The sequence below is a fragment of the Thermomonospora echinospora genome (assembly GCF_900108175.1).
GTDB lineage: Bacteria > Actinomycetota > Actinomycetes > Streptosporangiales > Streptosporangiaceae > Thermomonospora > Thermomonospora echinospora.
Window position 1 is genome coordinate 249,044 of the sequence record NZ_FNVO01000002.1, and the last position, 22,218, is coordinate 271,261.

Consider the following 22,218-nt stretch of genomic DNA (forward strand, 5'->3'; position numbering starts at 1 on the left):
TCGCCGTGCGGGCCTCCGGCGGCCTGTGGAAGGCGGATCCGGATGCCGGGGGGTTGAAGGCCAGGCGTTCACGTCCCTCCAGGAACGCGACGGTGCCGCCGGGCCGTGGAAAAGGAGATGCGGACCCGGAGTTTCGCGGTGACGATGAAGCATGGGTTGGCACATCACCGAGGACCTCGACGAGTACCTGGCGGCGGCAGGGGACTTCCTGTGGGCCGATCCGACCCTGCACACGGTCGAACTCGGCGTGATCGAGGCCCTGCGCGTCCACGGTACGGACCTCTACGGGGGTGAGCCCGCGCTGTTCGGCTGGTGGCGGGCGGGCACCGGCCCGGTCAGCGGCGCCCTGCTGCGCACCCGTCCCTATCCGGCGCTCCTCAGCGGTGTGCCCCCGGCCGCGGCCGGGGATCTCGCCGAGATCCTGGCCGACCAGCGGCGGACCCTGGCCGGAGTGGTCGCCGAGCGGCCCGTGGCCCACGGCTTCGCCCGGACCTGGCGGCGCCGCACCGGAACGACCGCCAAGGAGACGCGGCGCCAGCGGCTCTACCGCCTGGAACGACTGGACATGCCGAGCCCGCCGCCTCCGGGTGCGGCCCGGATCGCCGGCCCGGCCGACCTCGATCTCGTGACCGCCTGGCACCGGGCGTTCGGCGCGGAGGCCCACGAGGGCGGGGCGAGGATTCCCGCCAGGCTGATCGAAGACAAGATCGCCTACGGCGGCGTCGCGCTGTGGGAGGCCGACGGCGTGCCGGTGTCGATGGCCGCCCGCACCCCCCTCGTGTCCGGCATGGCCCGGGTGGCCCCCGTCTACACCCCGTCCGAGCACCGGCGCCGCGGCTATGGCGCCGCCGTCACCGCCGCGCTCACCCGGTGGACCCTGGACGCCGGTGCGCGCGACGTCGTCCTGTTCACCGACCTGGCCAATCCCACCAGCAACGCCATCTACCGGCGCATCGGCTACCGCCCGGTGATCGACCGGCTGGAGCTGTCCTTCCACCGAGACGGGCCTTCCCCGGAGACTTCCACGGAGACGAGCCTTCCCCCGGAAGACTTCCACGGAGACGGGCACTGACCGGTGCCCGCAGGCCGCATCGCCCACGCCGGCCGTCGGGATTTCCCAGGCGGAACGGGACGCGAGCCCGTGGCCGGCGGGACCGGCGGGCTCCTAACCTCCCTGCCATGAAACGCACCGCTCCCCTTGCCGTGACCGCCTGCCTGGCCGCCGTGCTCAGCCTCACCGGCTGCCAGAGCCACACCCAGAGCTGCCGCAACGGCACCTGCCATGTCACGGTCAACGGCGCGGGCCAGACCATCGAGGTCAACGACTACGACCTGCGCATCATCAGCATCGGCGCCGACTCGGTGCGGATGCAGGCCGAGGGCGGGGCCACCGCGACCTTGAAGGTGGGGGCGCGCGAGCGCCTCGGCCCCATCACGATCAAGGTGACCTCGGTCGGCGACGACAGCGTCAAGTTCGACGTGAACTGACCCCGGCTTCGGCGAGGAACGCGTCGAGGGATCCGGCGAGGACGTGGGTCCTCCCATGTCGGATGGACGGACCGGCCCTGCGTCGGGAGACCGTCCTCCCCCGCCGCTTCCGGCATGACGGCGGCCGAACCGGGTGTGGGTACCACAAACGCCGGAGGCCGGATCCCTGGGGATCCGGCCTCCGGACTTGGTAGCGGGGGCAGGATTTGAACCTGCGACCTCTGGGTTATGAGCCCAGCGAGCTACCGAGCTGCTCCACCCCGCGTCGAGTGCGTGTTCACTCTACGGCCACCCGGGGGCTTGCACCAAATCGTTTTCAGCCCTTGGGGCAGGCGGGCACCTCGCCGCGGCCGGTGCGCAGGGCGTCCAGGGCCGTGATGGCGCCGTTCAGGGTGTCGGCGCGGACCAGCCGCAGACCCTTGGGGGCGGCGGCGGTCGCGTCGGCGCAGTTGTCGGCGGGGGTGAGGAAGACGGTCGCGCCGGCCTCGCGGGCGGCGATCATCTTCTGCTGGATGCCGCCGATCGGGCCGACCTCGCCCTCGGGGGTGATGGTGCCGGTGCCGGCGATGAACTTGCCGCCGGTCATCGAGCCCGGGGTGAGCTTGTCCACGATGGCCAGCGAGAACATCAGGCCGGCGCTGGGGCCGCCGACGTCGCCGACGTTGATGGTGACCTTGAAGGGGAACCGGTAGTCCTGGCCCAGGATCACGCCGACGAGCGCCCGCTTGCCGTCCGGGGAGGCGACGGTGGTGACGGTGACGTCCTGCTGCTTTCCGCCGCGCAGGACGGTGAGGGCGACCTTGTCGCCGGGCTTGCGGGATCCCATCTCCTGGGTGACGGCCTCGACGCCGGAGACCTTCTTGCCGTCCACGGCGACGATCTCGTCGCCGGGGCGCAGCACGCCGTCGGCGGGCATGCCCTTCTGGACGGAGTCGACCAGCACCCGGGCGCCGACCGGGACCTTGAGCTGTCCGAGGGCGGCGGCGACGGCGCTGTTCTGGGAGTCCGCCATCTGGCGGGTGTTCTCCTGCTCGACCTCCTTCACCGACTCGTTCTTGGGGAAGATGGTCTCCTCTGGAACGATCGCGGTCTCGTCGTTCAGCCAGCCGCGCAGCGCGGTGAGCAGGTCGATCCGGTTGTCCGGGCCGCCGCTGTAGGCGACGGTGGTGAAGTTGAGGTGGCCGCCGTCGTCGTAGACCTGCCGGCCCTCGATGCTGATCAGGGGCCTGCCCTGGTCGGTCTTGTCGAGCGTGTTGTAGGTCGGGCCGGGCTCCAGCGCCACGTACGGCACCGGCAGCAGCAACCCGACGATTCCGAGCACCAGGATCAGCGCGCTGGCGACGACCAGTGTGGCGGCACGGCGAGACATGCGCTCAAGGCTATCTGGCGGTAGATGACGCCATGCCCGGCTGAAACCGCTTGATCACCCTTCAGCACGCTCCCACCCACTCCTCGCCGCCGTCGGCGAAGAGCTGGTGCTTCCAGATGGGGACCTGGGACTTCAGGTCGTCGATCAGGCGGCGGCAGGCGGTGAACGCCTCCGCGCGGTGCGGGCAGGACACCGCCACCACCACCGCCAGGTCGCCGACCGCCAGGTCGCCCACCCGGTGGACGGCGGCCATGGCCCGTACCGGGAAGTCGGCGGCGATCTTCTCCATCACCGCGCGCAGTTCCCGTTCGGCGGTGGGGTGGGCGCTGTAGGACAGGCGGGTGACGGGACGTTCGTGATCGTGGTCGCGGACCGTGCCGACGAACAGGGCGGTGCCGCCGGCGGACGCGTCCCCGACGGCGGCGAACACCTCGTCCACGGACAGGGGGGTGTCACGGATCCCGATGAGGCGGATGACGTCCACGACCGGAAGGTTACCCGTGCCCCGCCTCGTCCGGTTCCTCCGGCAGGTCGGGCTCCAGGGTGGCGGCCAGCGCGTCGGCGAGGGCGGGGACCAGGTCCGGGCCGGACAGCACCTCGTCGTCGGCGTCGTGGCGGCGCAGCCGCAGCGCCGAGTGCCGCTCGCCGTCGCGCAGGACGCCCACCACCATGCGCACGTCCTCGCGCTGCGGGTGGGAGGCGGCCCACTGCGCGGCGGCGGCCTCGTCCTCGGGCATGTCCTCCTCGGTGCCGGGCGGCAGCACGACCCGCTCGATCACCAGGGCGCAGCCGGCCACCGACGGCGGCCAGGCGATGCGGGCCAGCGTCTCCTCGATGGAGTCGGCCTCGGGCAGTTCGCCCTGCTCCAGGGCGGCGATGGTGTCCGCGTCCTCGGCGAGTTGGAGCCGGTCGGCCAGCGCCGGCTCCCGTCTGCGCAGCTCGGCACTCTCCACCAGGGCATACAGTCGTGGCGGGGCGTCCCATCCGGTATCGACCGCGTGGCGCTCCAGATCGAGGACGACTTCTTCCAACAGAGTCACAGAGCCCATCTTTCCCGTATCGGCGCATGGACTGGAACGGGAACCCTGCTCTTCCTCGATAAGTTGCATAGAAACACCGGTGGTTGACAAGCGCGCCCCACGCGGAGCCGCCGGCCGAGCGAAGAAGCGGAGGGACCCGTGACCTTCCGGACTCCCGGATTCAGCCGGCGGCTGGGTACCGGCCGGACCCGACTGCTGGTGCCCGTACTGGTGGCGTTGGCCGCACTGGTCGTGGCCTACCTGGTGTTCACCGTCATCTGGACCGACCTGCTGTGGTACCGGTCGGTCCGCTTCTCCTCGGTCTTCACCACGCAACTGTGGGCCCGGACCGGCCTGTTCGTCGGGTCGGGCCTGTTGCTGGCGCTGATCGTCGGCGCCAACATGGTGATCGCCTACCGGCTGCGGCCCGCCTACCGGCCGCTGTCGGTGGAGCAGCAGGGCCTGGAGCGCTACCGGGTCGCGGTCGACCCGCACCGGCGCCTGGTCGGCATCGGCGTCGTGACCGTGCTGGCGCTGCTGACCGGCTCGTCGATCTCCGGCCAGTGGCCGGTGTGGCTGGCCTTCCTGAACCGCACCAAGTTCGGCGAGACCGACCCGCAGTTCGGCAAGGACATCTCGTTCTACGTCTTCACCTACCCGTTCGTACGGCTGGTGCTGGGCTTCCTGTTCGCCGCGGTGATCCTGTCGCTGCTGGTGGCGCTGGTCGTGCACTACCTGTACGGGGGGCTGCGGCTGCAGGGCCCCGGCGACAAGGCCAGCCCGCCGGCGCGTGCCCACCTGTCGGTGCTGGTGGGGCTGTTCGTGCTGCTGAAGGCGGTGGCGTACTGGTTCGACCGGTACGGGCTGGCCAACTCCGAACGCGGGGTGGTCAGCGGCCCCGGCTACACCGACATCAACGCGGTACTGCCGGCCAAGTCGATCCTGGCGGTCATCGCGGTGATCTGCGCCGCGCTGTTCTTCGTCAACATCTGGCGGCGCGGGATGATGCTGCCGGGCGTCGGGCTGACCCTGATGGTGGTGGCGGCGATCCTGATCGGCGGCGTCTACCCGCTGCTGATCCAGCAGTTCCAGGTCAAGCCGGACGAGCTGGCCAAGGAGCTGCAGTACATCCAGCGCAACATCGACGCCACCCGCAAGGCGTACGGGGTGGCCGGGGCGGAGGTGACCTCCTACGGCGCCCAGCCGCAGACCGCGCAGGACAAGCTGAGCGCCGAGGCCGAGCAGCTGACCGGGGTGCGGCTGCTGGACCCGAACGTGGTCGGCGAGACGTTCCAGCAGCTGCAGCAGGGCCGCAACTTCTACCGCTTCCCCGACGCGCTGGACGTCGACCGCTACCAGATCGACGGCCAGACCAGGGACGTCGTGGTGGCCGTCCGCGAGTTGTCGGGCGCGCCCGCCGGGCAGCAGAGCTGGATCAAGGACCGGCTGGTCTACACCCACGGGTACGGGTTCGTGTCCGGGTTCGGCGAGCGGCTGGCCGCCAACGGCACCCCGGAGTGGCTCACCAAGGACATGCCGCCCACCGGGCAGCTGAAGGTCGACAAGCCGCAGATCTACTTCGGTGAGCGGTCCAACAGCTACTCGATCGTCGGCGGCCAGGGCCAACAGGAGCTGGACTACCCCGACGACAGCCCCGCCGGGCAGAAGAACACCACCTACGACGGCCGGGGCGGGGTCGCGGTCGACTCGTTCTTCAACCGGCTGCTGTTCGCCACCAAGTTCCAGGACCGCAACATCCTGCTGTCGGGCGCGATCAACGAGAACGCCAAGATCCTCTACAACCGGACGCCGCGCGAGATGGTGCAGCGGGTGGCGCCCTGGCTGACCCTGGACGGCGACCCCTACCCGGTGGTCGCGAGCGGCCGGATCCTGTGGGTCCTGGACGGCTACACCACGTCCAACGGCTACCCGTACGCGGAGCGGGTGAGCCTGGGTGACGCCACCCGCGACACCGTCACCGACACCCGGTCGGCGGTGGCGCGGCAGGCCAACGACCACATCAACTACATGCGCAACTCGATCAAGGCCACGGTGGACGCCTACGACGGGACGGTCCGGCTGTACCAGTGGGACGAGTCCGACCCGGTGGCCAAGACTTGGATGAAGGTCTTCCGCAACACCGTCCAGCCCAAGAGCTCCATCCCCCCGGACCTGCTGAGCCACTTCCGCTACCCGCAGGACATGTTCAAGGTGCAGCGGGGGATCCTGGCGAACTACCACGTGACCCAGGCCGACGCGTTCTACGGCGCGCAGGGCTTCTGGCAGGTGCCGCAGGACCCGACGGTGCAGGGCAAGAAGCAGCCGCCGTACTACCTGAGCCTGAAGCTGCCGGGTGACACGACACCGCAGTTCTCGCTGACCACCGTGTTCAACCCGCGTGGCCGCCCCAACCTGGCCGCGTTCATGGCGGTGGACTCCACCCCGGGTCCCAACTACGGGCGCATCCGGGTCCTGGAGTTGCCGCGCAACTCGCCGATCCAGGGCCCCGGGCAGATCCAGAACGCCTTTGAGGCCGACACCTCCGTCAAGGACGTGCTGTTCAAGCTGCGGCAGGGCGGCACCAGGACGGTGCCCGGCAACCTGCTGACGCTGCCGTTCGCCGGTGGCCTGCTGTACGTCGAGCCGATGTACGCCCAGGCGGCCGGCGGGTCGGAGCAGGAACCGTATCCGGTGCTGCGCCAGGTGCTGGTGGCGTTCGGTGACAAGGTCGCCGCCGGGGACACCTTGGACAAGGCGCTGGAGCAGCTGTTCAAGGGCGGCGGGGCGGCTCCGCCGAGCAACACCGACACTCCCCCGCCGCCGGGCGACGGCGAGGGGCTGAGCGATGACGCCCAGCGGGCCCTGGCGGACGCCCAGCGCTACTTCAAGGCGGGCCAGGACGCGCTGAGCAAGTCGCCGCCGGACTGGACGGCCTACGGCGAGGCGCAGAAGAACCTGCAGGACGCGCTGAACCGGCTGGCCCAGGCCCAGCAGGCGTCCGCCGAACGGCCCACGGCCAACCCGAGCCCGACGGCGACCGGCTCCCCAAGCCCGACCCCGACCCCGACGCCCACAGGAGGCTGACCCACCGGACGCAGACGGTACGGCCCCGGCCCGCTCAGCGGACCGGGGCCGTACCGTCTCGTTTCACCCCGTCCGGCCTACGTCCATCCGATCCTGGGCTTCTCACCGCCCGCTCTGGTCGCGGCACGGCTCACGTCCTCCGCCCGGACCTCGCATTCCCGGCCCTGCGAGTTCGTACCGAGACCTGCGGCACCCCGAACGCACCCGGAGCCGCACCCTTGGAGCCGCCGACTCCGGCGGCGGCGGGGCGGTCAGCCGCGGCGGCGTTTGCGGGCGCGGCGGACGGCCGCGGCGGCGCCGATCACGGCGACCGTGGCGCCGGCGGCGGTGGCCATGGTGGCCTCCTTGCCGCCGACCCGGCGACCGACGACGGCGTGCCGGCCCGCGGTCTCCTCCAGCAGCACCCGCAGCGCCGAGGCGTTGTCGTAGGCGGGCTTCCAGCCGGCGGAACGAAGCGTGGCGCAGTCCACCACCCAGGGGTAGGCGACGTAGTGCAGGTCGGTGGCGGGCGCCGGGGTCAGGCCCAGCCGGTGCAGGCGCTGGGCGGTGCCGAAGGTCAGCGCGGCGGGCAGTTCGAAGCGCCGCTTGCCGGTGATCTCCTCGACCTCCTCCAGCTCCAGCCAGCCGTCGCAGCCCACCCCTATCGCCGTGGGGGTCCGGTCCCCCGCGTTCCCCGGCGCGGCGCCGGACCCCGGACCCGCCGTCAGCGCGCCCGTGGCGATCTGCTCCAGGGCGGCGGCCAGATCCTCGATGTGGCAGAACTGCCAGCACGGCGAGCGGCCCTTGACGGCCAGCAGGCGCGGCGCCTCGAAGTGCCGGGTCATCACCGTGTCCACCCCGGGCCCGACCAGCGCCGCCGGGCGGACCACCGTGACCGTGAGCCCGGGATGGGTGAGCGGCGCCTGGGCGGCCACCTCCTCCATCTCCAGGTAGTCGCCGACGATGCTGGCGTTGGCCTCGGCGTTCAGCGGGGCGTCCTCGGCCAGCGGCACCGGGTTGTCCGTCGCCGCCCCGTACACCATCGCGCTGGTCACCAGCACCACGTGCCGAACCCGGGCGGCGGCGCAGGCGGTCACCACGGTCTGCGCGCCCCGCACGTTGTAGGTGCGGCGCTCGCGCGGGTCGGTGTCGGGCGAACGGTCGACGTCGACGTGGACCAGGACGTCCACGTCCGCCAGCCGGTTGGACAGCATCGGGTCCCGCACGTTCGCCACCCGCCACAGCACGCCCGGCGCATCCCCCCGATGGCCGTCGATCGCCACCACCTTGCGCACCTCGTCGCTGACGGCGAGCCGACGTGCCAGCAGCCGTCCCGCCCCCGAGGCCGCGCCGGTGACCGCGACGACCGGGGCCGTGCTACGCCGAGGGCGAACCTTCCCGGTTGCCAAGGCCAGCGCCCCCTTCCTGAGTACGCGTCATTGCCAGGACCGACTAACGTGGCCGTATGGTCCCATCATGCCGCTTGGGGGCAACCCGATGAGCGATCTGCCCTTCGGCTTCAACCGGCCGGGCGACGAGGGCGACGACTCCTCGTCCGGCAGGCCACAGGATCCCTTCTCCGCCATGGGCGGGGACATGCGCCAGTTCGCCGACATGTTGCGCAGCTTCGCCGACATGATCCAAAGCAGCGGTCCCGGTGCCGGCCCCGCCGGTTCCAGCGGTCCGCTGAACTGGGATCTGGCCCGGAACATCGCCCGGCACACGGTGGCCGAGCAGGGCGACCCGTCCGTCGTGGACGCCGAACGCAGACAGGTGACCGAGGCGCTGCGGCTGGCCGATCTGTGGCTGGACGAGCGCACCACGCTGCCCGCCGGGATCCGCACCCCGCAGGCGTGGAGCCGCTCGGAGTGGATCGAGCGGACGCTGCCGGTGTGGTCGCAGATCTGCGATCCGATCGCCACCCGGATGGTGGAGTCGATGGGCGGCGCCCTGGGCGGCGGCCTCGGCGGCCCCATCCCCGACGAGATGCAGGCCATGGCCGGTCCGCTGATCGGCATGGTCAAGCAGATGGCCGGCGCGATGGTCGGCGGCCAGGCCGGGCAGGCGCTGGGCGCGCTGGCCCGCGAGGTGGTCGGCTCCAGCGACATCGGGCTGCCGCTGGCCCCGGACGGGGTGGGCGCGCTGCTGCCGACCGGGGTGGCGGCCTTCGGCGAGGGCCTGGAGCTGTCCACCGAGGAGGTCCGGCTGTATCTGGCGCTGCGCGAGGCCGCCCATCAGCGGCTGTTCGCGCACGTCCCATGGCTGCGCGCGTACGTGCTGGGCGCGGTCGAGGACTACGCGCGCGGCATCACCGTCGACCTGTCGGGCATCGAGCAGGCCGTGGCAGGCCTGGACCTGTCCGACCCCGAGGCGCTGCAGCGGGCGCTGGGCGGGGAGATCTCGCTCCAGCCGGAGGAGACCCCGCAGCAGAAGGCGGCCCTGGTCCGGCTGGAGACCGCGCTGGCCTTGGTGGAGGGCTGGGTGGACACGGTCGTCAACGAGGCCGCCGAGGGCCGGCTGCCCGGCGCGGTCAAGCTGGCCGAGGCGGTCCGCCGCCGGCGCGCCACCGGCGGTCCGGCCGAGCGGACGTTCGCCACGCTGGTCGGGCTGGAGCTGCGGCCCCGGCGGCTGCGCGAGGCGGGCGTGCTGTGGCGGGCGCTGACGCAGGCGCGCGGGGTCGAGGGGCGGGACGCGGTCTGGGGCCACCCCGACCTGATGCCCACCGCCGCCGACCTGGACGACCCGGACGGCTTCGTGCACGGCCGCCCGGAGTCCGAGCTGTCCGACCTGGACTTGTCCAAGCTCACCGACGGCCTGGACGAGAGAGACGAGGGAACGGGCACCTCCGGTAAACCCGACGACGACGATCCGGGCACCGAGCGCCCGTCGGAGGGGTCTTGAGCGTCTGGAGCGCGCACTGCGCGCTCGGCCGCCGATCCGACGCCCACGGACCCCAGCGGCGCCACCCGCTCCGGCCCGGCAACGGATGCCCGGGCCCTTTCCCGGGAACCAGGGGAACGTCCCTGCCCGGCACCGGCAGGGCCGCGTCCTCGCACGGCGAGGGGTCCGGCCGGCCCGAGCACGCCCCGATCGCGGTCCCGGCGGCCGGGGCCGTCCGCTGGGAGCGCCCGCACGACCAGGAACGGCGCCGCCGCCGGCTGATCGGCGGCGCATGACGGCGCCGCGTCCCGGCGGCCTGCACGCGGACGCCGTCCGGGTACTGCGGGACTGGCGGCCCCCCGACCCGGCGCAGGAGCAGCTGCGCGGGGAGTTCCTGCGGCACCTGGCGGACCATCCCGACGGGGTCTGGCGCGAGTGCGCCGCCGGGCACATCACCGCCAGCACGGCGGTGATGGACGACTCCGGGTCACGGGTGCTGCTGACCCTGCACGGCAAGCTCAAGGCGTGGCTGCAGCTCGGCGGGCACTGCGAGCCGGGTGACACAACGCTGGCGGAGGCCGCGCTGCGGGAGGCCGTCGAGGAGTCCGGGATTGCGGACCTGCGGCTGCTGCCCGACCCGGTGCAGATAGACCGGCACCGGGTCCCCTGCCATCCCCAGGGCTCCTACCATCTGGACGTGCAGTACGTGGCGATCGCCCCACCTCAGGCGCGGCACCGGATCAGCGGGGAGTCCGACGACCTTCGCTGGTTTCCCGTGGACGCCATCCCCGAGCCCACCGACGACGTCGTCCGACGCCTGGTCGCCCGCGCCACCGCCGCACTGTGACCCGGCGACCGCCCGGGGAACGGAACGATCTGCTCCCCTCACACGGCGATCGCAAGAGCACAGCGGCCGGTCAAGCACCACCCCGCCCCATGCTCCGGCCGGTCCGGGAACGGGGACGGCGTGCCGCAGATCACCGCGAGGGTGCGGCGTGGGCTGGGGCCACGGGATGTGGTGAGCGGCGGGGTCAGTGGGGAGGCGCGGGCAGGGGGTGGCTGGCGAGCAGGGCGCGGGTGTTCTCCCAGCCTTCCAGGCCCGGGTCCAGCAGGCCCAGGTCGGCGGGGTCGCGCAGGCGGTGCCAGCCGGGGGTCTTGCGGACGAGGCCGGCGCCGGGGGCCGCCGTCCTGAGGCGGGCGAGGGCGTCGGGGGCGTCCAGTGCGGCGCCGAGCGCGGGCAGCGCCTCGGCGAGCCAGCCGGGGACGGGCAGGCGCACGGCCAGTGCGACCAGCCCGCCGCCGGTGGCGGGGCAGGCGGCGGCCGGAGCGCTGCCGAGGGCGCGGAAGAGCTTGCCGATCAGGAGCGGGGGCAGGTCGGGTGCGTCGGGGACGACCAGCGCGGCCTCCTCGGCGCCCAGGTCGGCCATGGCCTGCAGCGCGGCGGCCGGGTCCGGCTCCCGCAGGATCGGGGTGCCCGGCCAGGTGACCGCCTCGGCGTCCGGCTGGTGCGGCGGATGCAGCACCAGGGCCGGGGTGACCAGTTCGAGTCCGGCGACGACCTCGTAGACGTCCTCCAGCATCGCCAGGCGCAGTTCGTCGGGATCAACGCCCGGCGGGGCGGCCCGGCCGGGCGGGGGCATGGCCAGGACGGCGGTGAACCGGGTGGTCACCCGGCCGCCTCGCGGGCGATCCCGCCCTGCGGCACCCGCCCGTCGTCGGAATGGTCCTCGGCCATATGGTCCTCGGTCAGGGGCAGGTGCGCCGCCGCGGCCACACCCTCCAGATAGCCGCGGGCCCGTTCGGCCTTGGGATAATTGGCGACCAGTTCCCAGAAACGGGCGTTGTGGCCGGGGACGAGCAGATGCGCCAGTTCGTGGACGAGCACGTAGTCGACCACCCAGGGGGGCATTCCACGCAGCCGGGTGGAGAGCCGGATGGTGCCGTCATCGGGGGTGCACGAGCCCCAGCGGGTGCGCTGGTTGTCCACCCACCGCACGCTCACCGGCTGGGCCGTCCCGTCCAGATAGCGCCGGGACAGTTCCTGTGCCCGGGTGAGCAGCGCGGCGTCACTGGGGCGGCGGCGGCGCTCCCGTTCGGCGAGGCGCTCCAGGATGGTCGCGACCCACCGTTCCTCCTCGGCCTTGGACAGCCGGGACGGCAGCAGCACCACGGTCTTGTCGCCGTCTCGGTAGGCGGACACGGTTCGCCTACGACGGGCGCTACGACGGACCTCGACGTTGGGGGGAGGCACACCTAGACGGTATCCAAGTTTTTGCTTTCTCCACAGGGGGTCCAGGCCGTTTCCCCTGGTCAGCACCGCGGAATTTACACGTCCCCAATCATTTCCACAGGTGGGCGGCGCGCTGTCCACAAGCTCGGGGGGCATTGTCCACAGGTTATCCACAACCGGTCGCCGGGGTCGGCCGGCGTTCCGGCGGGTTTCCTCCGCCTTCGTGGCCCGGTGTCCCCCACCGCCGGGCGGCCGCCCCAGGAGGGGCGGGGAGCCGGTCTCGCCCGCCGCTGCTTCCTTGCGTGTTCATGCGGGTACTTACAGTGACAGTCTAGTTTCGGGGGGACTCCAGTGAGCCAGAAGAGCAGGAAGAACAGGCGCACCAGCGCGCGTACCGCCCCAGGCCGGCGGTCACTGACCGTCCGGATCGCCAGCGGCGCCCTCGGCGCCCTGGCCGGGGGACTGGCCGGCCGAGCCCTGCGCCCGGCCGCCCGCCAGATCTCGCGCCGGCTGGGCGTGTCGGCCGAGTCGATGATCCGGGTCGTCGAGATCACCGCACCGGTGGTGGCGTCCATGGCGGCCGGCCAGTTGGCCGCGCGCGGCGCCGCACGGAACCGCCCACACCGGGCCCGCATCCTGCGGACGCGCACCGCCCGGGTGCGCGGCTCCGGCCGCAGCCGCCTGATCCCCCAGCATCCCCCGTCGACCGCGTCCAAGAACTGACGGCCGGACGCCCGGCGGCCGGGGCCGGCCACCCGGTCGCTGGGGGTCCGGGACGGCCCGTCAGACCGGCGGACATTCGGGGCGACCAGGGTGAGAAAGCGCACACTTACCCCGTTTGTGCTGGTAGGGGCATGTTCTGGGGGTCTGGACTGGTATTACTACCAGGTCACTGTGGCAGGATCGACACCGATCCCTGACAATGGGCAGGTGAGTGATCTCCCCCGCCGCGCGGTGACGCGGTCCGCCAAGCTGGCGTCGCTGCCCCTCGGATTCGCCGGCCGCGCCGCGCTCGGCGTCGGGAAGCGGACCCTGGGCAAGCCCGCCGAGCTGGTCGCGGCCGAAATCCAGCAGCGCACCGCCGAGCAGCTGTTCAAGGTGCTCGGCGAGCTCAAGGGCGGCGCGATGAAGCTGGGCCAGATGCTGTCGATCTTCGAGGCCGCACTGCCCGCCGAGATCGCCGGCCCCTACCGCGCCACCCTCACCAAGCTGCAGGAGGCGGCGCCGCCGCTGCCGGCCGCCGCCGTCCACAAGGTCCTGGCCGAGGGGCTCGGCGCGGACTGGCGGGAGCTGTTCGAGTCGTTCGACGACAGACCTGCCGCGGCCGCCTCCATCGGCCAGGTGCACCGGGCGGTGTGGCAGGACGGCCGCAAGGTCGCCGTCAAGGTGCAGTACCCGGGCGCGGGCAAGGCCCTGATCAGCGACTTCAACCAGCTGGCCCGGCTGGGCAAGCTGTTCGCGGTGCTGATGCCCGGTCTGGAGATCAAGCCAATGCTGGCCGAGCTCAAGGAGCGGGTGGCCGAGGAGCTCGACTACACGATCGAGGCCGAGTCGCAGAGCGCCTTCGCCAAGGCCTACGCCGACGACCCGGACTTCCGTATCCCCGAGGTGGTGGCCCAGTCCGGCAACGTGCTGGTCACCGAGTGGATCGACGGCACCCCGCTGTCCAAGGTGATCAGCGACGGCGACCAGGACGAACGCAACCACGCGGCCCTGCTGTACTGCCGTTTCCTGCTGTCGGGGCCCAAGCGGTCGGGGATGCTGCACGGCGACCCGCACCCGGGCAACTTCCGCATCCTGGAGGACGGCCGGCTCGGTGTGCTGGACTTCGGCGCGGTCGACCGGATCCCCGGAGGCTTCCAGCGCCGGCTGGGCCTGCTGCTGCGGATCGGCACCATGGCCGAGATCGACGAGGTCATGCAGACGCTGCGGGAGGAGGACTTCATCCGCGACGGCGTGGAGATCGATCCGGAGTCGCTGCAGGCGTTCCTGGCCCCGATCACCGAGCCGTTCGTCACCGAGACCTTCGCCTTCAGCCGCGAGTGGCTGCGGATGATGGCCGCCAGGGTCACCGACCTGCGGCCCACCAACGTGGTGCGCCAGCTCAACCTGCCTCCGGAGTACGTGATCATCCACCGGGTGCTGTCGGCCGGCACCGGGGTGCTGTGCCAGCTGGAGTGCGAGATCCCGGCCCGTGCCGAGTCGCTCAAGTGGATCCCCGGCTTCGCCGAGGACGAGGACGGCGAGAACGACGAGGACGTCCAGGGCGTTCAGGACGAGGACGGCGAGCTCACTGCCTGACGGCGGGCGGACCCGCGGCCGGCCCCCGACGGCGGCCACGGGTCCACCGCAAACGCGAACGTGCTAAGCGGGGCCCCGCCCAGTGATGGTGGGCGGGGCCCCGCTGTTCGCGCGGACCCGGTGAGGTAGGGCACCGGGCCCGCGCCGGGCTCACCGGGAGGCCCCTCCCGCGAAACCATCCCAAGCGCGGGAGGGTCGCGGCCTCTACCGGGTGAGCAGGATGCGGCGGACGCGGATCGCGCGGACCTGCGCGTTCCGGCGGGCACGCCGCAGGGCGCGCACGCGGGCCGCCGCCTGGGGCTCCAGCGGCATCCGCCCAAGAGCGGGCCGCTCGCCGGCCCACTCCCAGGCCGGCGCCCACTCCCGGGCCGGTGCCTGGTCGAGCAACGTCATGGTGTGCTCCTCGTCGGAACGGACCGCGGCCTCGTCGCGAAGCCGCGTCCCCCTTCGTGCCGAATCCGGCGGCGCCGGCCGCCCCGGCGATCTCGACGACCGTCGGGCGGCCACGCCTCGGCCTGTCATCGGCGATCTCGGGACGCACCGGGACGGTCATCCGGGCGCTCGGGCGGCCGTCTCGGCGGTATCGGATCCACCGAGACGTCCGTGCGGACATTCAGATGGTCAACTTCGGCGGTCTCGGGACCTACCGGGCGTTCAGATGGTCAACTTCGGCGGTTCCGGGGCCGGCCGGGCGTTCTGGTGATCGCACCGGCCGGTCCCGGGATCCGGCGGACGGCCTCCCGGATGCTCAGGCGGCCACTTCGGCGTTCTTGCGGGGGCGGCCACGCGGGCGCTTGCGGGCCACGATCTCCCCCTTGACGAACAGCTCACCGCCCCAGACCCCCCAGGGCTCCTGGCGCTCCAGGGCGCCGGCCAGGCACTCCTTGCGGATCGGGCAGTCCAGGCACAGCGCCTTGGCCAGCTCGACATCGGCGGGAGCCTCGGCGAAGAACAGCTCCGGGTCGGTCCGGCACGGCAACGTGAGGTCCTCGTCGCTCATGGCGAGAGCCCCCTGCATCGCAGTCACCCTTGTTCCTCTCGTTGGTTCTCAACGGGTCGTTTCGACGGGACTTGCGGCCAAAACAAAGAGGCCGCGGATCCGGTGTCTGGATCCGCGGCCTGGGGGCCTTGCCGGTGGTTAGACCGGTTGCCTCCAGGGATACGGACCCGACACGCCGCCGTTGGCGGCGCCCTCGTGGGCCGTGAGGGCGATCAGTTCGGTGGTGCCTTCGCAGAAGACACTCCACCCCTGTCGCTCGTCCTGGACCTGCTGCAGCTGTCGCCCGTCACGCAGTCGCGCGACGCCGCCGTACATCTGCCGCACCATGGCGAACGGGTGATCGCCGCCGTTGCCGCCGTCTCCGGTGAAGGAGTACGGCGACGGGAGCGTCAGCACGGAGGACTCGGGCACGAAGGCCGACGGGCCGAAGCACGGCGCGGTCCAGGGCTGCTGCGATTTGCGCATCATGCTGATCACCGGACTGCACACCACCTTCCTGGCTCGTCGGGCCTCGCGCACGGGCGCTCGAGGCGTTCGAATGTTCGGGTAGAAGACTACGTTCGCCGCACGAAATCAATCAAGGCATTTTTGACCTGCGAATTTGTGGGGGACTTCACCCAACCTTGGAGGCCGGGCCGGCGTCCTTCGCCCGGATCAGTCCCTCCTGCATCACCGACACCACCAGCCGGCCGTCCGCGGTGAAGACCTGGCCGCGGGCCAGTCCCCGGGCACCGCCGGCGAACGGGGTCTCCTGCGCGTACAGCAGCCACTCGTCGATGCGGAACGGCCCGTGGAACCACATGGCGTGGTCCAGGCTGGCCCCCATGGTCCGGTTGTCGGTCCAGGTCAGGCCGTGATTGAGCAGAACGGTGTCGAGCAGCGTCAGGTCCGAGGCGTAGGTCATCAGGCACAGGTGCAGCATCGGGTCGTCGGGCAGTCCGCCCTCCACCCGCAGCCACACCGTGGACTCGGCGCCGGTCAGGCTCGGGTTCCCGGCGGCCTCCCAGGTCGTCGGGGTGATGTGCCGCAGGTCGAAGGGACTGCGCCCGGCGAACTCCTCGGCCAGTTGCTCGCCGAGCAGCGCCGCCATCCGATCCCGGCCGGTGGGCAGGGTCTCCGGGCGGGGCACCTCGGGCATGGGCGCCAGATGGGCCGGCCCCTCCTCGGGGACCTGGAAGGAGGCCGACAGCGTGAAGATCGCCTTGCCGTGCTGGATGGCCGTCACCCGGCGGGTGGTGAACGAGCGGCCGTCGCGGACCCGGTCGACGGTGTAGACGATCGGCACCAGCGGGTCGCCGGGGCGGATGAAGTAGGCGTGCAGGGAGTGCACCACCCGGTTGACCGGCACCGTCCGGCCCGCGGCGACCAGCGCCTGACCGGCCACCTGTCCGCCGAACACCCGCTGCCGGCGGTCCTGCGGGCTGCGCCCGCGGAAGATGTCGTTCTCGATCTGCTCAAGGTCGAGCAGATCCAGCAGTTCCTTCAACGCCTCTTTCACGCCGGTCAGTCTTGCAGGCCGGACGCTGTGGTAAGGGTCTCACCCCGGCACAACGCCAGGACCGCCTGGCCGTGGCGGTTCAGCTTGGCGGCGCCAACGCCGGGGATCTGCGCCAGCTCCTCCAGGGTCTCGGGGCCGCGTTCGGCGATGGCTTGCAGGGTGGCGTCGGTGAACACCACGTACGCGGGGACCTTCTGCGCCGCCGAGACCTCCGCCCGCCACTGCTTCAGCGCGATGAGCAGTTCCTCGTTGACGGCCGACGGGCAGTCCTCGCAGCGGCCGAGCTTACGTTCCAGCGCGGCGGTGAGGGGACGGCCGCACACTCGGCACGGCTGCGGCCCCTTGCTCGCGCGGCGCCGGCTCCGGTCGACGGGAGCCGGCGACGGAGTGGACGTCCTGGGCGTCAGGCCGTCCAGGAAGCGGGACGGGCGCCGGTTCTTGCGCCCGCCGGGGGCGCGTGACAGCGCCCACGACAGCGTCAGATGCTCACGGGCCCGGGTGACGCCCACGTACAGCAGCCGCCGCTCCTCCTCGATCTGCTCCGGCGTCTCGGCGTAGATGATCGGCAGCGTGCCCTCGGTCAGCCCGGCCAAGAACACCGCGTCCCACTCCAGGCCCTTGGCGGCGTGCACGCTGACCAGCGTGACGCCCTCCATCGTGGGGGCGTGCTGGAGGGCGGCCCGTTCCTCCAGCTCCGCCACGAACTGCGGCAGCCCGGCGCCCGGGTCGGCGATGGCGACGTCCTCGGCGAGCTGGGCCAGCGCCGACAGCGACTCCCACCTGGCCCGGGCAGCGCCGACCCCCTCCGGCGGCTGCTCGGTGAAGCCGGCGCCGGCCAGCACGTGCCGGACGGCGGCGATCAGCCCCATGCCGTCGGTCTCGGCGTCGGCCCCGGCGCGGGCGGCGCCGCGCAGCCGGACGACCGCGTCGCGGACCTCGGGCCGTTCGAAGAAACGCTCGGCGCCGCGCAGCACCACCGGCACCCCGGCCGCCGCGAACGCCGCCTCGAAGTTCTCCGACTGGGCGTTGATGCGGTACAGCACGGCGATCTGGCTGGCGGGCACGCCCTCGTCGATCAGCTTGCGGGCGCGGCGGGCGATGTCGTCGGCCTCGGCGACCTCGTCGTCGTACTCGACGAACACCGGCTCGGGCCCGTCGGGGCGCTGCGCCACCAGCTCCAGCCGGTGCCGCCGCGCGGCCTGTCCCCGCGCCTGGCCGATGACCCCGTTGGCCAGGCGGACCACCTGGGGCGTGGAACGGTAGTCGCGCACCAGCTTGACGACCTGGGCGTCGGTGTAGGTGCGGGTGAAATCCAGCAGGTACTCGGGGGTCGCACCGGTGAAGGAGTAGATGGTCTGGTTGGGGTCGCCGACCACGCACAGCTCCCGGCGGTCGCCGAGCCAGGCGTCCAGCAGCAGTTTCTGCAGCGGGTTGACGTCCTGGTACTCGTCCACCACGAAGTAGCGGTACTGGTCGCGCACCTCCCGGGCGACCTCGGGGAACTCGGTGAGCACCGCGGCGGTCAGCTCCAGGATGCCCTCGAAGTCCAGCAGGTTGCGCTCGCGGCGCAGCTGCTCGTACATCGCGTAGACGCGGGCCACGTCGATCACGTCGGCCGGGGGCCGGCGCCCGGCCCGCGCGACCCCGGCGGCGTAGTCCTCGGGGCGGTGCTGGGTGACCTTGGCCCACTCGATCTCGGCGGCGACGTCGCGCAGCTCGGTACGGCCGTAGGAGAGCCGGCAGGCCCGTGCGGCGTCCGCGACCAGCCCGATCTTGGAGTCGATGATCCGGGGCGGCTCGCCGCCGATCACCTTCGGCCAGAAGTAGGTGAGCTGGCGCAACGCGGCGGCGTGGAAGGTGCGGGCCTGCACACCGGGCGCGCCGAGCCGGCGCAGCCGCCCGCGCAGCTCCCCGGCCGCCCGGGTGGTGAACGTCACGGCCAGCACCCGCTGCGGCGCCACCACCCCGGTCAGGGTGGCGTAGGCGATCCGGTGGGTGATGGCGCGGGTCTTGCCGGTGCCGGCGCCCGCTAGCACGCACACCGGTCCGCGGACCGCCTCGGCGACGGCGCGCTGTTCGGGGTCCAGGCCCTCCAGGACCGCGTCGGCTCCCATGCTCATCTGCTCACCCGCCCCTCACCTCCGTCGAACGAGGCCGCTTTCGTCACAGAACTCCATCCTCGCACCACCGGCGGACGGCGCCACCCGGAATGTCATCGGCAGGTCAGCGGTTGATAATGCCTGGACAGGTTGCGACAACAGCAGAGGGGGGACCGGACTCCGATGGCGACCACCGAGGGCACGCCGACCGGCAAGGTCACCATGTACACCACGTCATGGTGCGGTTTTTGCAGGCGGCTCAAGACCCAGCTCGCCCGTGACGGCATCTACATGACCGAGGTCGACATCGAGCGCGACACGGCCGCCGCCGAGTACGTGATGAGCGTCAACGGCGGGAACATGACGGTTCCGACTCTGCGGTTCTCGGACGGCACCGTGATGACCAACCCCTCGGCCAAGACGGTCAAGAAGCACCTGGAGTCGCTGGAGGCGGCCTCCGAGTGAGCACCGGTGGGCTCGCGGCCGGCTACCGGCCGCGAGCCACCGCCGATCCCCGCGGAGTGCGGGAACGAGGTGCTACCTGCTCCAGGACCCCGGGAGGCGACCGCCGTACCAGCGTTCGATGAGCTGGCGGGCGATGGAGACCCGGCCGGGCAGCAGGACGTCCCGGCGTTCGGCTGCCTCGACCAGCTCCGCGCGGGTGAACCAGCGGGCCTCGGCGATCTCCTCGCGGTCCAGGCGCAGGTCCTGGTCGCCGGCGGCGCGGCAGAAGAAGCCGAGCATCAGGCTCTGCGGCAGCGGCCACGGCTGGCTGCCCAGGTAGGCGATGTCGCCGACCACCAGCCCGACCTCCTCGTGGACCTCGCGGGCGACGGCCTGCTCCAACGACTCCCCCGGCTCCACGAAGCCGGCCAGCACCGACATCATCGGCTGCGGCCAGACCGGCGCGCGGCCCAGCAGCACCCGGTCCCGGCCGTCCTGGACAAGCATGATCACGGCGGGGTCCAGGCGCGGGAACTGCTCGGCCCCGTCGGCGGGGCAGATCCGGGTGTGCCCGGCCTTGGCCGGGTCGGTGGGCACCCCGCAGCGCGGGCAGTGGGTGTGCGCGGCGTGCCAGTTCTGCAGCGCGACCGCCTGGGTGAGCAGCGCCGAGTCCAGGTCGCCGAGCACCGCGCCGATCCTGCGCAGGTCGGTGGTGTCGGTGCCCTCGATGGCCGGGAGCGCGGCGGACACCGCGAAGTACGCGGTCCCGTCGTCGACGCCGAGCAGGTAGCGGTCACCCTCGGGCGCCTCGCCCGGCGGCAGGAGGATCAGCTCAGGGGCGCCGCCGTCGCTGGTGAGGGTACGGATGAGGGCCTGCCCGCGTTCGACGACCAGGACGCGGGTGGCGGGGTCGGCCCACCGCTCGGCGATCCAGGCGTCGTCGCCGCGCCGGTCGGTGACCCGGTCGAGGCCACCCCGGGCCAGCGCCAGCCATTCCAGCGGGGTCTGCATGGCAACAGGTCCTTTCCCCGGCCGCCGGCTCAGCGGAGCGCCGTGGCGAGTTCTTCCCACAGGTAGGCGGCGGACTCGGCGCCCTTGAGCAGCAGCGGCACCTCGACCTTCTCGTTCGGGGCGTGGATGCGGTCGGAGTCCAGGCCGACTGCCACGAAGACCAGCGGCGCGTCCAGGATCTCGGCCAGGTCGGCCTCCGGCCCGCTGCCGCCCTCCCGGGTGAACAGGACCTCGGTGCCGAACGCCCGTTCCATCGCCCGCCGCGCCGCCCGCACGGCCGGCGAGCCGATCGGCGAGAAGCAGGCGCGGAAGCCGCCCGCGCCGAGGGTCACCTCGGCGCGGATACCCGGCGGGGTGTTGGCGTCGACGTAATCCTGGAAGGAGCGCTGCACCTTGGCGGGGTCCTGTCCGGCGACCAGCCGGAAGGAGATCTTGGCGTGCGCCGCGGCGGGCACGATGGTCTTGCCGCCCGGCCCGGTGTGCCCACCCCACATGCCGTTGACCTCGGCGGTCGGCCGCGCCCACACCCGTTCCAGGGTGCTGAAGCCCTGCTCGCCGTAGGCGGCGCGGCTGTTGCCGGCGGTGCGCAGCCACTCCTCCTCGTCGAACGGCAGCTTGGCGAACAGCCGCCGCTCCTCCTCGGTCAGCGGGACGACGTCGTCGTAGAACCCGGGGAGGGTGACCCGGCCGGCGTCGTCGTGCAGGCCCGCCAGCATGGAGGCCATGGCGTGCAGCGGGTTGGGCACCGCGCCGCCGAACGAGCCGGAGTGCAGGTCGGTGTCGGGCCCGTACAGCGACAGCTCCACCTCGGTGAGGCCGCGCATTCCGGTGCACATGGACGGGACGTCGGCCGCCCACATGGTGGTGTCGCTGATCACGATGACGTCGCAGGCCAGTCTGTCGGCGTTGTGGCGCAGCAGGTCGGGCAGGCCAGGCGAGCCGGACTCCTCCTCGCCCTCGATGAGCAGCTTGACGGTGAGCGGCGGGGCGGTGGCGCCGGAGGCGGCCAGGGCGGCGCGCAGGCCGAGGGAGTGGAACAGCACCTGACCCTTGTCGTCGGAGGCGCCGCGGCCGATGAGCCGGTCGCCGCGCTCGACGGGGGCGAACGGGTCGGTGTCCCACTCCTCGATCGGCTCGACCGGCTGGACGTCGTGGTGGCCGTAGACCAGGACGGCCGGGGCGGCGGGGTCGGCGGCGGGCCACTCGGCGAACACCGCGGGCGGGCCGGGGGTCTCCCAGACCTCCACCGTGGGGAAGCCGATCTCGTTGAGGTGCCCGGCCAGCCAGGCGGCCGAGCGGCGCACGTCGGCGTCGTGGGCGGGGTTCCCGGAGATGGAGGGGATCGCCAGCCACTCCTTCAGATCCGCGAGGAAGCCGGCCGCGTTGGCCTCGATATATGCGCGTACGTCCATGGTGATGCCCCCCTTTGCGCACCCGTTCCCGTGGCACTCTAGAGGATGCCGTTCCCCCGTCTGGAGTCGCCTTGATCCTGATCGATCCCCCGTTGTGGCCGTTCCGTGGACGCGTGTGGTCGCACATGGTCAGCGACTCCTCCTACGAGGAGTTGCACGTCTTCGCCGCGCGGCTGGGGGTGCCGCCGCGCGCCTTCGACCGCGACCACTATGACGTGCCCTCGGAGCTGTATCAGCGGGCGATCGACCTGGGCGCCTCCCCGGTGGGCTGCCAGGAGCTGCTGTCCCGGCTGACCCGCGCGGGCCTGCGCCGCCCCAAGCGCCGCCCCACCCGGCCGCCCGGTACGGCCGCCATGAACCCCGTCCCAGGTACCTGAGTCCGGCCGGGCGGGGGCGCGGTGGGC

At 72.4% G+C, this 22,218-nt stretch carries 23 protein-coding genes and 1 tRNA gene; 10 read left to right on the top strand and 14 right to left on the bottom strand.

Annotated features, from left to right (window positions below):
- The first annotated feature begins 151 nt into the window (after positions 1-151).
- Both C4U03_RS41635 and C4U03_RS05320 read left to right on the top strand, forming a co-directional pair.
- Positions 152-1,072: a GNAT family N-acetyltransferase gene (locus C4U03_RS41635; RefSeq protein WP_103936514.1), complete on the top strand. Its 921-nt coding sequence runs from the start codon at positions 152-154 to the stop codon at positions 1,070-1,072.
- A gap of 107 nt (positions 1,073-1,179) precedes the next feature.
- Positions 1,180-1,488, top strand: a complete 309-nt coding sequence (locus tag C4U03_RS05320) for a YajG family lipoprotein (protein WP_146087260.1) — start codon at positions 1,180-1,182, stop codon at positions 1,486-1,488.
- A gap of 188 nt (positions 1,489-1,676) precedes the next feature.
- On the opposite strand, the gene C4U03_RS05325 is transcribed toward C4U03_RS05320, so the two are convergent.
- The 4 genes from C4U03_RS05325 to C4U03_RS05340 all read right to left on the bottom strand — a co-directional run bounded on the left by C4U03_RS05325 (position 1,677) and on the right by C4U03_RS05340 (position 3,906).
- Positions 1,677-1,753 (bottom strand) — tRNA-Met (locus tag C4U03_RS05325).
- A 51-nt stretch (positions 1,754-1,804) separates the two neighbouring features.
- Entirely contained in the window at positions 1,805-2,857 is a 1,053-nt protein-coding gene (locus tag C4U03_RS05330; protein ID WP_103936516.1) for a YlbL family protein, read from the bottom strand.
- A 61-nt stretch (positions 2,858-2,918) separates the two neighbouring features.
- Positions 2,919-3,341, bottom strand: a complete 423-nt coding sequence (locus tag C4U03_RS05335; RefSeq protein ID WP_103936517.1) for a molybdenum cofactor biosynthesis protein MoaE — start codon at positions 3,339-3,341, stop codon at positions 2,919-2,921.
- Positions 3,342-3,351: 10 nt separating this feature from the next.
- Positions 3,352-3,906, bottom strand: a complete 555-nt coding sequence (locus C4U03_RS05340; protein WP_103936518.1) for a PPA1309 family protein — start codon at positions 3,904-3,906, stop codon at positions 3,352-3,354.
- A 129-nt stretch (positions 3,907-4,035) separates the two neighbouring features.
- On the opposite strand from C4U03_RS05340, the gene C4U03_RS05345 reads away from it, so the two are divergent.
- On the top strand, positions 4,036-6,960 hold the full coding sequence (locus C4U03_RS05345; RefSeq protein ID WP_103936519.1) for a UPF0182 family membrane protein: 2,925 nt from the start codon (positions 4,036-4,038) through the stop codon (positions 6,958-6,960).
- Positions 6,961-7,211: 251 nt separating this feature from the next.
- On the opposite strand, the gene C4U03_RS05350 is transcribed toward C4U03_RS05345, so the two are convergent.
- The gene (locus tag C4U03_RS05350) at positions 7,212-8,348 is read right to left on the bottom strand and encodes an NAD-dependent epimerase/dehydratase family protein (RefSeq protein WP_103936520.1); all 1,137 of its coding nucleotides are present in this window, start codon (positions 8,346-8,348) and stop codon (positions 7,212-7,214) included.
- Positions 8,349-8,436: 88 nt separating this feature from the next.
- Between C4U03_RS05350 and C4U03_RS05355 the strand changes: the two genes are divergently transcribed.
- Genes C4U03_RS05355 through C4U03_RS05365 form a run of 3 tightly spaced genes read left to right on the top strand, consistent with a single transcriptional unit; the run spans position 8,437 to position 10,666 of the window.
- The gene (locus C4U03_RS05355; protein ID WP_103936521.1) at positions 8,437-9,840 is read left to right on the top strand and encodes a zinc-dependent metalloprotease; all 1,404 of its coding nucleotides are present in this window, start codon (positions 8,437-8,439) and stop codon (positions 9,838-9,840) included.
- The gene (locus C4U03_RS05360; protein WP_103936522.1) at positions 9,837-10,115 is read left to right on the top strand and encodes a hypothetical protein; all 279 of its coding nucleotides are present in this window, start codon (positions 9,837-9,839) and stop codon (positions 10,113-10,115) included. The genes C4U03_RS05355 and C4U03_RS05360 overlap by 4 nt, the downstream gene beginning before the upstream one ends.
- Positions 10,112-10,666, top strand: a complete 555-nt coding sequence (locus C4U03_RS05365) for an NUDIX hydrolase (RefSeq protein WP_103936523.1) — start codon at positions 10,112-10,114, stop codon at positions 10,664-10,666. Before C4U03_RS05360 ends, C4U03_RS05365 begins: the two co-directional genes overlap by 4 nt.
- 184 nt (positions 10,667-10,850) lie before the next feature.
- Here C4U03_RS05365 and C4U03_RS05370 read toward each other — a convergent pair whose 3' ends face one another.
- Complete coding sequence (locus C4U03_RS05370; protein WP_235017656.1) at positions 10,851-11,489, bottom strand: glycosyltransferase family protein; 639 nt, start codon at positions 11,487-11,489, stop codon at positions 10,851-10,853.
- Complete coding sequence (locus tag C4U03_RS05375; RefSeq protein ID WP_200827061.1) at positions 11,486-12,019, bottom strand: M48 metallopeptidase family protein; 534 nt, start codon at positions 12,017-12,019, stop codon at positions 11,486-11,488. Before C4U03_RS05375 ends, C4U03_RS05370 begins: the two co-directional genes overlap by 4 nt.
- Positions 12,020-12,400: 381 nt before the next feature.
- Between C4U03_RS05375 and C4U03_RS05380 the strand changes: the two genes are divergently transcribed.
- Together C4U03_RS05380 and C4U03_RS05385 are read left to right on the top strand one after the other, a co-directional pair.
- Positions 12,401-12,772, top strand: coding sequence for a hypothetical protein (locus C4U03_RS05380; protein ID WP_103936525.1), 372 nt, complete (start codon positions 12,401-12,403; stop codon positions 12,770-12,772).
- Between the two features lie 207 nt (positions 12,773-12,979).
- Positions 12,980-14,350 (top strand): ABC1 kinase family protein, encoded by a 1,371-nt coding sequence (locus C4U03_RS05385; protein ID WP_103936526.1) that lies wholly within the window; start codon positions 12,980-12,982, stop codon positions 14,348-14,350.
- A 204-nt stretch (positions 14,351-14,554) separates the two neighbouring features.
- Here the strand turns inward: C4U03_RS05385 and C4U03_RS05390 are convergent, their stop codons facing one another.
- The 5 genes from C4U03_RS05390 to C4U03_RS05410 form a co-directional block, all read right to left on the bottom strand.
- Positions 14,555-14,743 carry a hypothetical protein gene (locus C4U03_RS05390; RefSeq protein ID WP_103936527.1) on the bottom strand — a complete coding sequence of 63 codons (189 nt, stop codon included), beginning with the start codon at positions 14,741-14,743 and terminating at the stop codon, positions 14,555-14,557.
- 355 nt (positions 14,744-15,098) lie between these two features.
- Positions 15,099-15,368, bottom strand: a complete 270-nt coding sequence (locus C4U03_RS05395; protein ID WP_200827101.1) for a WhiB family transcriptional regulator — start codon at positions 15,366-15,368, stop codon at positions 15,099-15,101.
- A gap of 120 nt (positions 15,369-15,488) precedes the next feature.
- On the bottom strand, positions 15,489-15,827 hold the full coding sequence (locus tag C4U03_RS05400) for a hypothetical protein (RefSeq protein WP_103936529.1): 339 nt from the start codon (positions 15,825-15,827) through the stop codon (positions 15,489-15,491).
- A 136-nt stretch (positions 15,828-15,963) separates the two neighbouring features.
- Entirely contained in the window at positions 15,964-16,848 is an 885-nt protein-coding gene (tesB, locus tag C4U03_RS05405; protein WP_103936530.1) for an acyl-CoA thioesterase II, read from the bottom strand.
- Between the two features lie 5 nt (positions 16,849-16,853).
- Positions 16,854-18,962, bottom strand: coding sequence for an ATP-dependent DNA helicase UvrD2 (locus C4U03_RS05410; RefSeq protein ID WP_103936531.1), 2,109 nt, complete (start codon positions 18,960-18,962; stop codon positions 16,854-16,856).
- Positions 18,963-19,130: 168 nt separating this feature from the next.
- Here C4U03_RS05410 and C4U03_RS05415 point away from each other — a divergent pair, with 168 nt between their 5' ends.
- The gene (locus C4U03_RS05415; protein WP_103936532.1) at positions 19,131-19,412 is read left to right on the top strand and encodes a mycoredoxin; all 282 of its coding nucleotides are present in this window, start codon (positions 19,131-19,133) and stop codon (positions 19,410-19,412) included.
- 72 nt (positions 19,413-19,484) lie between these two features.
- Here C4U03_RS05415 and nudC read toward each other — a convergent pair whose 3' ends face one another.
- Positions 19,485-20,402, bottom strand: a complete 918-nt coding sequence (nudC, locus tag C4U03_RS05420) for an NAD(+) diphosphatase (RefSeq protein ID WP_103936533.1) — start codon at positions 20,400-20,402, stop codon at positions 19,485-19,487.
- A gap of 29 nt (positions 20,403-20,431) precedes the next feature.
- Positions 20,432-21,814, bottom strand: coding sequence for a dipeptidase (locus tag C4U03_RS05425; RefSeq protein WP_103936534.1), 1,383 nt, complete (start codon positions 21,812-21,814; stop codon positions 20,432-20,434).
- 71 nt (positions 21,815-21,885) lie between these two features.
- Between C4U03_RS05425 and C4U03_RS05430 the strand changes: the two genes are divergently transcribed.
- On the top strand, positions 21,886-22,191 hold the full coding sequence (locus C4U03_RS05430; protein WP_103936535.1) for a DUF4031 domain-containing protein: 306 nt from the start codon (positions 21,886-21,888) through the stop codon (positions 22,189-22,191).
- Positions 22,192-22,218 lie beyond the last annotated feature (27 nt).